Source organism: Nocardia sp. NPDC051052, assembly GCF_044456045.1.
Taxonomy (GTDB): domain Bacteria; phylum Actinomycetota; class Actinomycetes; order Mycobacteriales; family Mycobacteriaceae; genus Nocardia.
Genome location: NZ_JBITFL010000015.1, coordinates 139,425 through 151,707, shown reverse-complemented (window position 1 = coordinate 151,707; position 12,283 = coordinate 139,425). Strand labels below are relative to the sequence as shown.

Annotated in this window: 12 protein-coding genes and 2 tRNA genes; 6 read left to right on the top strand and 8 right to left on the bottom strand. The window is 68.0% G+C overall.

What is annotated here, in order from left to right; all coding sequences use genetic code 11:
• Positions 1-16: 16 nt before the first annotated feature.
• From ACIBCN_RS37525 to ACIBCN_RS37510, 4 genes are all read right to left on the bottom strand, one after another.
• Positions 17-919 (bottom strand): RNA polymerase sigma-70 factor, encoded by a 903-nt coding sequence (locus ACIBCN_RS37525; RefSeq protein ID WP_396996775.1) that lies wholly within the window; start codon positions 917-919, stop codon positions 17-19.
• On the bottom strand, positions 916-2,064 hold the full coding sequence (locus ACIBCN_RS37520; RefSeq protein ID WP_396996773.1) for an NAD(P)/FAD-dependent oxidoreductase: 1,149 nt from the start codon (positions 2,062-2,064) through the stop codon (positions 916-918). The genes ACIBCN_RS37525 and ACIBCN_RS37520 overlap by 4 nt, the downstream gene beginning before the upstream one ends.
• Positions 2,065-2,233: 169 nt before the next feature.
• Positions 2,234-2,307, bottom strand: a tRNA-Pro gene (locus ACIBCN_RS37515).
• Between the two features lie 47 nt (positions 2,308-2,354).
• Positions 2,355-2,428, bottom strand: a tRNA-Gly gene (locus ACIBCN_RS37510).
• A gap of 913 nt (positions 2,429-3,341) precedes the next feature.
• Here ACIBCN_RS37510 and ACIBCN_RS37505 point away from each other — a divergent pair.
• The gene (locus tag ACIBCN_RS37505; RefSeq protein WP_396996771.1) at positions 3,342-4,292 is read left to right on the top strand and encodes a diguanylate cyclase domain-containing protein; all 951 of its coding nucleotides are present in this window, start codon (positions 3,342-3,344) and stop codon (positions 4,290-4,292) included.
• A gap of 4 nt (positions 4,293-4,296) precedes the next feature.
• On the opposite strand, the gene ACIBCN_RS37500 is transcribed toward ACIBCN_RS37505, so the two are convergent.
• The gene (locus ACIBCN_RS37500; protein ID WP_396996770.1) at positions 4,297-5,109 is read right to left on the bottom strand and encodes an Fpg/Nei family DNA glycosylase; all 813 of its coding nucleotides are present in this window, start codon (positions 5,107-5,109) and stop codon (positions 4,297-4,299) included.
• Positions 5,110-5,122: 13 nt separating this feature from the next.
• Positions 5,123-5,596 (bottom strand): ribose-5-phosphate isomerase, encoded by a 474-nt coding sequence (locus tag ACIBCN_RS37495; RefSeq protein WP_396996769.1) that lies wholly within the window; start codon positions 5,594-5,596, stop codon positions 5,123-5,125.
• A gap of 199 nt (positions 5,597-5,795) precedes the next feature.
• On the opposite strand from ACIBCN_RS37495, the gene ACIBCN_RS37490 reads away from it, so the two are divergent.
• The gene (locus ACIBCN_RS37490; protein WP_396996768.1) at positions 5,796-6,884 is read left to right on the top strand and encodes a M48 family metallopeptidase; all 1,089 of its coding nucleotides are present in this window, start codon (positions 5,796-5,798) and stop codon (positions 6,882-6,884) included.
• A gap of 45 nt (positions 6,885-6,929) precedes the next feature.
• On the opposite strand, the gene ACIBCN_RS37485 is transcribed toward ACIBCN_RS37490, so the two are convergent.
• Positions 6,930-7,577 carry a disulfide bond formation protein DsbA gene (locus ACIBCN_RS37485; protein ID WP_396996767.1) on the bottom strand — a complete coding sequence of 216 codons (648 nt, stop codon included), beginning with the start codon at positions 7,575-7,577 and terminating at the stop codon, positions 6,930-6,932.
• Between the two features lie 182 nt (positions 7,578-7,759).
• On the opposite strand from ACIBCN_RS37485, the gene ACIBCN_RS37480 reads away from it, so the two are divergent.
• The 4 genes from ACIBCN_RS37480 to ACIBCN_RS37465 all read left to right on the top strand — a co-directional run bounded on the left by ACIBCN_RS37480 (position 7,760) and on the right by ACIBCN_RS37465 (position 11,320).
• The gene (locus tag ACIBCN_RS37480) at positions 7,760-8,995 is read left to right on the top strand and encodes an NAD(P)/FAD-dependent oxidoreductase (RefSeq protein WP_396996765.1); all 1,236 of its coding nucleotides are present in this window, start codon (positions 7,760-7,762) and stop codon (positions 8,993-8,995) included.
• A 109-nt stretch (positions 8,996-9,104) separates the two neighbouring features.
• On the top strand, positions 9,105-9,506 hold the full coding sequence (locus tag ACIBCN_RS37475; protein ID WP_396996763.1) for a YciI family protein: 402 nt from the start codon (positions 9,105-9,107) through the stop codon (positions 9,504-9,506).
• Complete coding sequence (locus ACIBCN_RS37470) at positions 9,503-10,783, top strand: RNA polymerase sigma factor (protein ID WP_396996761.1); 1,281 nt, start codon at positions 9,503-9,505, stop codon at positions 10,781-10,783. Before ACIBCN_RS37475 ends, ACIBCN_RS37470 begins: the two co-directional genes overlap by 4 nt.
• 51 nt (positions 10,784-10,834) lie before the next feature.
• Positions 10,835-11,320 (top strand): NUDIX domain-containing protein, encoded by a 486-nt coding sequence (locus ACIBCN_RS37465; protein ID WP_396996759.1) that lies wholly within the window; start codon positions 10,835-10,837, stop codon positions 11,318-11,320.
• A 3-nt stretch (positions 11,321-11,323) separates the two neighbouring features.
• On the opposite strand, the gene ACIBCN_RS37460 is transcribed toward ACIBCN_RS37465, so the two are convergent.
• A complete protein-coding gene (locus ACIBCN_RS37460) occupies positions 11,324-12,160 on the bottom strand; it encodes a phosphoribosylaminoimidazolesuccinocarboxamide synthase (protein WP_396996758.1) in 837 nt (278 codons plus the stop codon).
• Positions 12,161-12,283: the final 123 nt, after the last annotated feature.

The window sequence follows — 12,283 nt, the reverse complement described above, 5'->3', positions numbered from 1 at the left end:
ACGGCAACGGTTTCCATCAGGCGTTTCGCGGTCGGTCGAGGGTGCGCAGCAGGTCGGCGGAGCGCAGCTTTTCCGGATTGCGCATCGCGTACAGACCCGTGATGCGGTCACCGTCTATTTCGATCATCAGGACGGTATCGAGACGCCGCTCGACGCCGGACCGGAACAGCAGCGCCGGCAGCGCGTTGAAGCTGCCGAACTCGACGGCCATGTCCGCCATGCTGTTCCGGGCGAGTCCGATGAGGAATTTGGCGACCGGCGCGGCACCGATCACCGGGCGGCCCGCGACGATGACGTGACCGCCGCCGTCGGAGATCTGGACGACGTCGGGGGCGAGCACGTCCATCAGGTTTTGCACCTCGCCGGTGCGCGCGGCCAGCAGGAAGCGGTCGATCACCGCACGATTGGTCTCGGCGTCGGGGTGAAAACGTTTACGGCGGGCCTGGACGTGTTCGCGGGCCCGGTGCGCGATCTGGCGCACGGCGGTGTCGGTCTTGCCGACCATCTCGGCGATCTCGACGAGGCTGTGGCCGAAGACCTCGGACAGCAGGAACACGGCCCGCTCGGTCGGACGCAGGGTTTCCAGCACCAGCAGCATGGCCATCGACACCGATTCGGCCAGCAGCACGTCGTGGCTGGCGTCGTGTTCGGTGCGGATCGGTTCGGGCAGCCAGTTGCCCACGTAGTCCTCGCGGCGGCGGCGCGCGGACCGTAACTGGTTGAGCGCCTGCCGGGTAACGATCTGCACGAGGTAGGCGCGTGGATGCTCGACCTCGTCCTGATCGATGTCGCGCCAGCGAAGATAGCTGTCCTGCAACACATCTTCGGCGTCGGCCGCGCTGCCGAGGATCTCGTAGGCGATGGTGAACAGCAGCGGCCGGAATTGGTCGAACACGCTGGGTTCGGCTTGCTCGGTCATCGGACCGCGATCGAGTTCGGCACGGGTACTGCCGAAGTCGGACCAGGCAGCCAACGGTAGGCGCGTGGAATCCGCATCGAGGTGAGGGTGAAGCGGCACACCCGTTCTTTCACCACCGCCGCCACCCGACCAGACAGCACGAACTCGCGCGCGCTGTCGTCGCGATGGGTGGCCTGAATGAATCCGTCGCGCCGCCCGAGGCTGATCGCCTGTCCGGCCATGCCGAGCGACAGCGGTTCCGGTCGTTCCCCCTTGATCAACGCGAGCACCGTATCGGCGCCGTGCGCGCCCATCGGTATCGCCGCCTGACAGCTCATCCTCAAGTGTTCCCCCACATGTCGAGGTGGTGCGACGGCGTCACCGATGCCGACGATCCGTTCATGATCAACACACACCAACGTATCGTCGGTGCGCAACCGGCCGTCGGCAGCCACCGGCAGGCCGCTGCGCAGTGCCAGGTCCGGCACGCCGAACGAGCCGGCCCACACCGTGCAATCGCTGGGCAGCAGTCCCGCGTCGGTCGCGACGCCGTCGGGCCGGATTCCGGTAACCCGCAGCCCGGTGCGCAGTCGCACCCCCGCTTTCGCGAGCTTGCCCTCGATACTCGCCCGGCTCGACTCCGGCAGCCACCCGGCGACCGACCGCGAAACCAACTCGACCGCCAAAGACGGGTACCGGTAGGCGATTTCGGCAGCAGTTTCGATTCCGGTCAGCCCGCCGCCGATCACCACGACCCGCGCCCCCGCCGCCAGTTCAGGCAATCGCCCGCGCAACGCTTGGGCGCCGGCGAGGTCGGCGATACCGCACGCGTATTCGCACCCGGGCGGCCCTGGGGCGGCCGTGCTACCCACCGCGTACAGCAGATAGTCGAAATCGAGTGCGGCACCGCCCTCGAGCCGCACCGAACGCTCCGCGATCTCGTCCACGGTCGCCACCCGCACGCGAACGTCGCGGTGCAATAGCCCCCTTCGCTGCTGCACCGCGATCGATCCACCGGCCGCGTGCTCGTGCAAACGAATCCGTTCCACGAACTCCGGCCGAGGATTCACCACCGTCACCCGCACGTCCGACCGCCCAACGGCGGCAAGCCGATTCGCCGCCATCACACCCGCGTAGCCCGCGCCGACAACCACCACGTGCGCCACCGCAACCACCTCCGATCAGCTCGTCCTGACATCTCGAAGACACCGCCCGACCGGCGACCGTGACATCGGCGGGCCGTGGCGGCGGTCACACTGACCACAGAAAAATGGCGCTGGCCACCGGACCCCTCTCACAGGGCCCTCGACCAGCGCCGGAACGCTCAATTCGTTGTCGGGGTGACAGGATTTGAACCTGCGACCCTCCGCTCCCAAAGCGGATGCGCTACCAAGCTGCGCTACACCCCGTTGTCCCTCGCGGCGGTTACCGGCCGCCGTCGAGGCTGAATTCTGTGTGGAGCGGGTGACGGGAATCGAACCCGCACCATCAGCTTGGAAGGCTGAGGTTCTACCATTGAACTACACCCGCAGGCAAACGACATCGATGGGATCGCCACGATGCCGTGTGCGTCCCGACTGTACCGAACCCTGCTTCGCAAATGCCAATCAGCCCCCCGCGCACGGGGATAGCGCAGGCGTGTGTCCGGTCGTCACCGCGACGCCCTATGGTGAGTCTCGCATGCCAGCCGCCCCGGTCAGGGCGTGGCACGCGGTGCAGAACTTAATGAAATTAAGAGGGATCTCTTCCTTGAAACTCGGGCGTGTCGGATGGGAAGCGGGGAGCATATGGGACGCGTGACGACTCCTGTCGGGGGGAGCCGTGGCCCACGGGGTGGCCACCAGTCACGCCCGACCGGTCGCGGAGAGGATGCCACCTATGGGGACATCACGACTCGCCGAAATCGCACTAGCAGGAAATTGCGCTGTGCAACCGACCGCCGGGTGTGCTTGTGGCAGGAAAATCCGGCTCCACACCACCACTGGGCAGAAGACCCGCAGACCCTCGGCTACCCACACCGCTACTTCGGCGCCGCGACCAGGCGGGCGGCTCATCGGGCCGACCGCACGGCCACATGGCGTCGCGGTGTCGCGAGTGGCCGAGGGGACCCGCATGGCGCGGCGCTACAGCGTGTCGCCAGCGCGTCTCGGCGCGACTTCTCAGCGAACGAAATCCGGGTGTAACGCCGACGCGATTCCAGCGATCACATATCCGATCGCCATTCGCGAGGCATCGAGAACACGTTGCAAAACAGCGTATTTTGATGCCGAGTGGCTTGCTAGGATCCTTTTTGCCGGACGGGGGTATCTGGAAAGGGGGCGGTGAGCGTGCGCCGAGCGAGGTGGACACAACCGCGTAGCAGTGCGAACGATCGGGGTGACGTCGGCACCTGTGTCAGCACAGGGCCTCTGGGTACCGACGCCACCTGCGCAGGGTGAGTTCGATGTCGATCGATATCGAGCCCCCTGTCGCCGCGATGGCCCGCGCCTGGGCCCGCGCGGTGTGCGCCGAGCCGGGTTCCGGCGCGGCGCCCCAACAACTGGAACCGGTACTCATCGAGATCGTCGACCAGTTACTCACGCTCGCCAGGTCCGAGCCGTTCCCGGTGCCGCAGGCGCGGCTGCTCGGCGCCAAGCTGTCCGAGGCGCCGTTCGATCGGATCCGGATGCTCGCGCAGGCCTCCAGGTGGCTGCTCGGCTTCCCGTCCGGCGCGCCGGGTTCGCTGGTCGCCACCCGCTGGCCTTTCGTCGCCAGTCAAGCCATCGACAGCTACGCCCAGGCGCTGCAGGAGCGTGCGCTGGCGCAGCAGGAGCAGAACCTTTCCGCCAAGGTGTCGCTGCGCGTGCAGGAAATCGCGGCGCTGCAACATCGACTCCGGCACGAGGCGACCCACGACGCGCTCACCGACCTGGCCAACCGCACCCTGCTGCAGGACCGGGTGCGGCTGATGGCGACCGACCCGAACCGCGGCGTCGGACTGCTGCTGATCGACCTGGACCGGTTCAAGCAGATCAACGACGGCTACGGGCACGCGATCGGCGACGAGGTACTTGTCGAGTTGGCCAACCGCCTGCGCGAGGTGTGCGCACCGGACACGGTGATCTGCCGGTACGGCGGCGACGAATTCGTGCTCGCCGTCAACCCGCCGCACAACACGCTCGGCGACCTGGCCAGCAAGATCGTGTCCGCGCTGCGCGACCCGGTGTGGTCGACGGCGGGGCCGGTGCCGGTCTCGGCGAGCGTCGGCACCGCGTTCAGTCCGCCCGGAAGTTCGTGCGACTTCAGCGATCTACTCCGCCGGGCCGACCGCGCGATGTACTCGGCGAAGACGGCGGGCGGGCGGCGGTTCGCGCTGGCCGACGAGCCCGCGATCGACGAGGCCGTCGCCGGTTGAGGAGCTAGTCCGGCTGACAGGTCGGGCACCAGAAGAGATTCCGGGCCTCCATGACCGCGTGCGCGATCGGCGTACCGCACACACGGCACGGCGCGCCCTGGCGGCGATAGACGTAGGTGCGGGGCCGGTCGGCCGCGTACGACGGCTCACCGTGGTCGTCCTCGGGCCGGACCACGACCATCTTGCCGACCCGGACGCCCACCTTCATCAGCGCGACCAGATCGACCCACATCGCGGCCCAGTCATCGGCGGACAGCGCGGTACCCGGCCGGTACGGCGAAACATGGTGCCGGAACAGCAGTTCCGCTCGATAGACATTGCCGACCCCGGCGAGAACCTGCTGATCCATCAGCAGCGCGCCGATCGGCCTGCGCGAGCGTTGCATCCGCCGCCAGGCGCGGTCGGGGTCGGCGCCGCGGCGTAGCGGATCGGGACCGAGCCGATCGGTCAGCGCGGAAACCTCTGGGGCGAGCAGAACTTCGCACGCGGTCGGCCCGCGCAGATCGGTGCCGAAGCCGGGTTGCCCGTCCGGCGCGCCGAGCATCCGCATCCGCACCTGCCCGACCGGCTCCCCCATCGGCAGCTCGGATTCGGTGAACTTCCCGTACAGGCCGAGGTGCACGTGCACGATCAGACCCGAATCGTAGTGGTGCAGTAGATGTTTGCCCCACGCCTCGGCGCGGGTCAGCAGCTGACCGTCGACGCGGGCAGCGCCGGCCGCGAACTTGCCCTGCGGGCTGGACACGCGCACCACACCGCCCGCGAGGCGCTTCTGGTGCAGCCTCGCGAGCCGGTGCAGCGTATGACCTTCAGGCACAGCCGGTTAACGCTCAGTACGCGGGAACCGCCGGTGCCTCGCCGGACTTCTCGTACTCCGCCAGGATGTCGATGCGCCGCTGGTGCCGGTCCTCGCCCGACCATTCGGTGCTGACGAACGCGTCGACGATGGCCAGCGCCTCCTCGGTGGAGTGCATGCGGCCGCCGATGCCTGCCAGCTGGGCGTTGTTGTGCTGACGGGCCAGCTGCGCGGTCTGCACGCTCCAGGTCAGCGCGCAGCGGGCGCCGGGCACCTTGTTCGCGGCGATCTGCTCGCCGTTGCCGCTGCCGCCGAAGACCAGCCCGAGGCTGCCCGGGTCGGCGACGGTGCGGCGGGCCGCCTCGATGCAGAAGGCCGGGTAGTCGTCGAGCGCGTCGTACTCGAGGGCGCCGCAGTCGACCACCTCGTGGCCCGCCTTTTCCAGATGGTCTTTGACGTGATTCTTGAGTTCGAAACCGGCATGGTCGGCACCGAGGTATACGCGCATGGCACGCATTCTGTCAGGCCGGTTTCCGGCTCGTGACGAAGGGGCACACCGCCTCGCGCATCCGCACGCACCGGCCCGATTAACACCCGCGACGGCTAGCGCGAATCAGAGATATCTCGCGAGTGTTCTGAACCACAGCGTTCTAGTGGACATGCCGCGGAGCCGCTCCAGTCCCCAGCAACTGAATAGAGTTCATTTCATGCAGCCGTACGAACCCCAGCCCCATCAGACGGGCCCGCACGTCGACCCGTATGCCCAGGCCGGGTGGGCGCAGCCACAGGACGCGACCTACGGCTCGCCGCCGCCCTACCCCGCTCCGCCGCAGTACGGTTCTTACCCCGGTGCTCCCACTCCGCCGCAGTACGGCGCATCCGTCCCGCCGAACGTGCCCCCACAGCAGCAGCCGCGCGGGCTGTCGCCGTTCGGGATGCCTGCCAGGCACAGCTGGGAGATCCCGATGCTCATCGTGGTGGTCCTGCTGACCGTCCTCGCCTACGCGATCGCGTTGCTGCTGCTGGCGACGGGCAATTTCGATCAGTACGTGCTGCTGTTCGTCTTCGCGCCGATTCTCATCTGGCTCGGCCGCGGCGTGCTGTATTCGACCCAGCGGGTGAACGGCGTCAAGATGTCGCCGACCCAGTTCCCGGAGGGTTACCGGATGGTGGTCGAGGCGGCCGCGCGGTTCGGCATGGCCAAGGTGCCGGACGCCTACGTGGTGCTCGGCAACGGCCAGATCAACGCGTTCGCCAGCGGGCACGGGTTCCGCCGGTTCGTCGCGGTCTACAGCGACCTGTTCGAGATCGGCGGTGCCGCACGGGAACCCGACGCACTGGCGTTCATCATCGGCCACGAGGTCGGTCACATCGCGGCGGGTCACGTCTCGTACTGGCGCCAGCTCGGCATGTTCCTCGGGCCGTTCCTGCCGTTCGTCGGCAACTCGCTGATCCGCGCGCAGGAGTACACCGCCGACAACCACGGCTTCTGCAATCGGCACGCGGGCGCGGCGGCGGCGATGGGCACGCTGGCCGCGGGCAAGTACCTGAACACGCTGGTCGGCTTCGACGAGATGGCCGATCGGGCGGCGATCGAGAAGGGGTTCTTCGTGTGGGTGGTCAACGCCATGTCGTCGCACCCGGTGCTGACCTGGCGGATGTGGGCGCTGCGCGACCGAAGCAGGCACGGCAAGCTCTGGTTGCGGCCCGCCCCGCCCGCGGGCGCGATGCCACCGCAGGCCGGGTACCCGACTGGCTACCAGACTCCGGCGCTGCCACCGAAAACCGTTCCGTAGCAAGCATCGAGTGCCGCGGGTCGAGCCCGCGGCACTCGCCGTCGGTCAGTCGAACTCGGGGTCTTCGGTGCGGGTGCGCTTGAGCTCGAAGAAGTGCGGGTAGTCGGCCAGCGTCACCGCGGCGTCCCACAGCTTGCCCGCCTGCTCGCCGCGCGGGATCCGGGACAGCACCGGACCGAAGAACGCGGTGCCGTTGATGTGGATCGTCGGGGTGCCAACGTCGGGGCCGACCTTGTCCATGCCCTCGTGGTGGCTCTTGCGCAGCGCCTCGTCGTAGTCGGTGCTCTCGGCGGCCTTCGCCAGCTCGGCGGGCAGGCCGACCTCGGCGAGCGAATCGGCGATCACCGCGGTGAGGCTTTCCTTGCGCGAGTCCCGCTGGTACTCGGCGCGACGGTTGTGGATACGGGTGCCCATCGCGGTGTAGAGCGGCAGCAGCACCTTCTCGCCGTGCTCCTGCGCGGCCGCAATGGCGACGCGGACCGGACCCCAGCCGGTGTCGAGGAGTTCCTTGTACTGCTCCGGCAGGCCTTCTTTGCCCTCGTTCAGCACCGACAGGCTCATCACGTGGAAGCGCGCCTCGATGTCGCGCACCTGCTCGACCTCGATAATCCAGCGGGAGGTGATCCAGCACCAGGGACACAGCGGGTCGAACCAGAAATCGGCAACGTCTTTCGCGGAGCTCTTTTCACTCACGACGGGTCCTCTCGAATCGCATGCTGGACGGGCGGCGCTGAGCCCCGCCGCTATAGGGAACCAACCACGGCGGCCGCCGATTCGTTCCCATCCGGTGCCCGCGTTTTCCCGAGATGCCGACGCCGGTCCCAGTAGGGTTTAGCGGCAGGAGTCCAGGTTCCCTCTCGACAAGGAGTCCCCGCATGAGTCCTGATCAGCGTTTCGTCATCGTCGGTGGCGGGCTAGCCGCGGCAAAGTTGGCGGAAGCATTGCGCGCCAACGACTTTCCCGGATCGGTGACGCTGCTCGGCGCGGAGGAATGGCTGCCCTACGAGCGACCACCGCTGTCCAAGGAACATCTGGCGGGCAAGAAACAACTGACCGAATTCACCACCCATCCGCGTCAGTGGTACCGCGACCACAACGTCGAGGTTCGGGTGGGCACGACCGTCGAGGGACTCGATCCGGGCGAGCAGACCATCTCGCTGCCCGACGGCTCGACCCTCCCCTACGACAAGCTCGCGCTCGCCACCGGCTCCACGCCGCGCACCCTGTCGATCCCCGGCGCCGACGCACCCAACGTGTACACGCTGCGCAATATCGAAGACTCCGACACCCTGATCGAGTTCTTCGCGAGCGCCGCACAAAGCATCGTGATCATCGGGGCGGGCTGGATCGGCCTCGAGGTCGCCTCGGCGGCCAGGGCCGCCGACGTCGCGGTGACCATCGTCGAGAACGCCGAACACCCGCTACTCGCCTCGCTCGGGCCCGAGATGGGCGAGGTGTTCGCCGAACTGCATCGGTCGAACGGCGTCGACCTGCGCCTCGGCGTTCAGGTCGAGGAGATCACCACCACCGGGGGGATCGGGACCACGCTGGCGTCCGGGGTGAAGCTCGCCGACGGCAGCGTCATCGAGGCCCAGGCGGTGCTGGTCGCGGTCGGCGCCAAGCCGAACATCGACCTGGCCGCCGATGCCGGGCTCGAGGTCGACGGCGGCGTGCTGGTCGACGAGCACCTGGCCACCAGCGACCCGAACATCGTCGCCGTCGGCGACATCGCCGAGCAGCAGCATCCGGTGCTCCATCGCCGAATTCGGGTGGAGCACTGGGCAAACGCGCTCAACCAGCCCGCGGTCGCGGCGGCGACCATGCTCGGCAAGGAAGCCAGTTACGACCGGCTGCCCTACTTCTTCACCGACCAGTACGACCTGGGCATGGAGTACACCGGCTACGCGGCGCCCGGCGACTACGAGCGGGTGGTGACCCGCGGTGACGTGGCGAAACGCGAGTTCGTCGCGTTCTGGCTCGACGCGGACAACCGGGTGCTCGCCGGCATGAATGTGAACGTGTGGGACGTGACCGACCGGATCAAGGAACTGATCCTGGCCGGCGAACCGGTCGATCCGGAGGCACTGGCCGACACCTCGAAGCCGTTGTGACGCAGACCACTTCGATGGGCGAGACGATGTGTCGAAACGGCACGCTTGGTTCCGACCTCACCGCGAAGGCGCCACACCGGCGCCGACCGGTAGCCGGAAAGAGGACCCGATGAAATACATGCTGCTGAAGACCTATACGGCACCCGCCTTCTGCGACACACCGATCAACGAATGGTCCCCGCAGGAGATCCAGGCGCACATAGACTTCCAGCGCGCCCTCGGCGAGCAATTGGCCAAGTCGGGTGAGCTGGTAGACGCGCAGGGGCTCACCGGTCCGACCGAGGCTCGCATCGTCAGCTCCGACGGCCGCTCTGCGCCGGTGGTGACCGACGGACCGTTCCCGGAGACGAAAGAGTTTTTGGCCGGGTATTGGATCGTGGATGTGGAAAGCCCGGAACGGGCCTACGAGATCGCCGCGCGCGCCTCGGCGGCACCGGGGCCGGGTGGCCGACCGATCGGCGAATACATCGAGGTACGGCCGGTGATGAGCGTCCCGGCCAGCGACCTGTGACCAACCGGCGAGTGGTGCCCGACGACACACCGCTCCCGGCGAGGCCCGAGGACCTGTTGCGCGAGTTGGCGCCACAGGTCCTCGGTGCGTTGGTCCGCCGGTTCGGCGATTTCGACGCCGCCGAGGACGCGCTGCAGGAAGCCATGCTCGCGGCGACGACCCAGTGGCCGGTGGACGGCCTCCCGGATAACCCGCGCGGCTGGCTGATTCAGGTGGCGCAGCGCCGGATGGCCGACGCGGTGCGCGCCGAGGTGGCCCGGCGGCGCAGGGAGACAACGGCGTTCGATCGCGACGTGCCCGACGCGATGCCGGTCGACTACGACGACACGCTCGCCATGTTCTTCCTCTGCTGCCATCCCGCGCTGTCCTCGGCCAGCGCCATCGCGCTGACGTTGCGGGCGGTGGGCGGGCTGACCACGGCGGAGATCGCGCACGCGTTCCTGCTGCCGGAAGCGACCATGGCGCAACGGATCACGCGGGCCAAGAAGAAGCTGGCGACGCTCGAGCGACCGTTCGCGCGACCGGGTGATGCACCGCCGGGCAGGAGCGAAACGACTCGGGATTCAGCAGAGCGGCGTGCTCGGCTCGGGACCGTGCTGCACGTGCTGTATCTGATCTTCAACGAAGGCAGTACGAGTACGTCCGGTCCGGATCTGCAGCGCGCGGACGTGTCCGCCGAGGCGATTCGTCTTGCGCGCGCGGTACATCGGCTGCTGCCCGACGACACCGAGGTCACCGGACTGCTCGCGCTCATGCTGCTCACCGATTCCCGGCGCGCGGCCCGCACGGGCGGCCGGGGTGAGCTGATCCCACTCGCCGAACAGAACCGTGCGCTGTGGGACCGTGCGCAGATCACCGAGGGCATCACACTGACGACGAGCACTCTCGCACAAGGACTTGACGGTCCGTATCAGATTCAGGCGGCCATCGCGGTGCTGCACGCGCAGGCAGCCACTGCCGAGGCGACCGACTGGACCAAGATCCTCGCGCTGTACGACCTGCTCGAAAAGCTTTCGGACAACCCGATCGTCACGCTCAACCGCGCCGTCGCGCTCGCGATGGTGCACGGACCCGAAGCCGGGCTGGAACTCGCCGCGGCACTGGACGATCCGCTGGCAGGCAACCACCGACTCGACGCGGTCCGCGGCCACTTATACGAAATGGCAGGCGATTTCGATGCCGCCATCGCCTGCTACACCACCGCGGCAGGCCGCACCCCCAGCGCGCCCGAAAACCACTACCTCACCCTGCGCGCCGCTCAGCTCCGGCATCGGTGAGGCGCACCTTGCCGCCACCTGCCTATCCGCCCGTGCGGCAGACTGCATGGGGTGACGGATAAGACGAGTGCGGGGGTTTTGGTGTTTCGGCGGGGCGGCGACGCGGGCGTCGAGGTGCTGATCGGGCATATGGGTGGACCGTACTTCTCGCGCAAGGACAACGGCGCGTGGTCGATCCCGAAGGGCGAGTACGAGCCGGAACTGGAGGACGCGCAGGCGGCGGCCAGCCGCGAGTTCCACGAGGAGCTCGGGCTGTTCGTGCCGCCCGGCGACTGGATTCCGCTCGGCGACGTGCGATACAGCAGCGGCAAGGGCAAGAAGACCTTGACCGTATGGGCGGTCGAGGGTGACCTCGATCCGGCCGACGTGGTGCCGGGAACCTTCGAGATGGAGTGGCCGCCGCGCTCCGGACGGATGGCCAGCTTCCCGGAGATCGACCGCGCGGAGTGGTTCGACCTGGCCACCGCGCACGACAAGCTCGGCGCGGGCCAGCGACCGTATCTGGATCGGCTGAACGACTACCTCAGCCAGGCCTGACAGCTACTGCGGCACACCGGTCCAGGCGCGGCCGGTGATGAGTTCGTATGCCTCCACGTACTTCTGGCGGGTGGCATCGACGATGTCGGCCGGAATCTCCGGGCCCGGGTACTCCTGGTTCCAGCCGGTGGAGGTGGACCAGTCGCGGACGAACTGCTTGTCGAAGGAGCGTTGCGGGCGGCCGGGCTCCCATTCGGCGGCCAGCCAGAAGCGGGACGAGTCGGAGGTGAGCACCTCGTCGCCGAGGGTGAGCGTGTCGCCGTCCCAGCCGAATTCGACCTTGGTGTCGGCGACGATCACGCCGCGCTCGGTGGCGTGCGCCGCGCCGCGGGCGTAAACGTGCAGGGTCAGGTCGCGCAGCTGCTCGGCGACCGCGCGGCCCTCCTGGTTCACCACGTCGGCGAAGGTCATCGGCTCGTCGTGGCCCTCAGCGGCCTTGGTGCTCGGCGTGAAGATCGGCTCGGGCAGCTTGTCGCCCTCGCGCAGGCCGGGCGGCAGCGCGACGCCGGACACCGAGCCCTCGCGCTGGTACTCCTTGAGCCCAGAGCCGACCAGGTAGCCGCGCGCGATGCATTCGACCTGCACCATCTTCAGCGGCTTGACCCGGATGCCGCGACCGGCGAACTCGGCGGGCACGTCGGTGGCGGAGACCACGTGGTTGGGCACGTCGGTGAAGTAGTCGAACCACCAGTTGGACAGCTGGGTCAGCAGCGCGCCCTTGTCCGGGATCGGCGTCGGCAGCACCACGTCGTAGACCGAAACCCGATCGGACGCGACGAGCAGCAGGGTGTCGCCGTCCTCGTAGAGGTCGCGCACCTTGCCGGCGTGCACATGCTTCACTCCGCAGCTCCGATCATGGATAGGGTTGGTTCACCAGGCAGTGTTCAATTCAGAAAAAACTCCCGCGCGGGCAACCTTACCCAGGTGGCATCGTGGGGAACGCCCGAGCTAGTTCTTCGAACC

What these genes read in the sequence shown, in the direction of transcription:
- ACIBCN_RS37505 (WP_396996771.1), top strand. Translation starts at nt 3,342, where the DNA reads ATGTCGATCGATATCGAGCCCCCTGTCGCCGCGATGGCCCGCGCCTGG.
- ACIBCN_RS37480 (WP_396996765.1), top strand. Translation starts at nt 7,760, where the DNA reads ATGAGTCCTGATCAGCGTTTCGTCATCGTCGGTGGCGGGCTAGCCGCG.
- ACIBCN_RS37495 (WP_396996769.1), bottom strand. Translation starts at nt 5,596, where the DNA reads ATGCGCGTATACCTCGGTGCCGACCATGCCGGTTTCGAACTCAAGAAT.
- ACIBCN_RS37525 (WP_396996775.1), bottom strand. Translation starts at nt 919, where the DNA reads ATGACCGAGCAAGCCGAACCCAGCGTGTTCGACCAATTCCGGCCGCTG.
- ACIBCN_RS37475 (WP_396996763.1), top strand. Translation starts at nt 9,105, where the DNA reads ATGAAATACATGCTGCTGAAGACCTATACGGCACCCGCCTTCTGCGAC.
- ACIBCN_RS37490 (WP_396996768.1), top strand. Translation starts at nt 5,796, where the DNA reads ATGCAGCCGTACGAACCCCAGCCCCATCAGACGGGCCCGCACGTCGAC.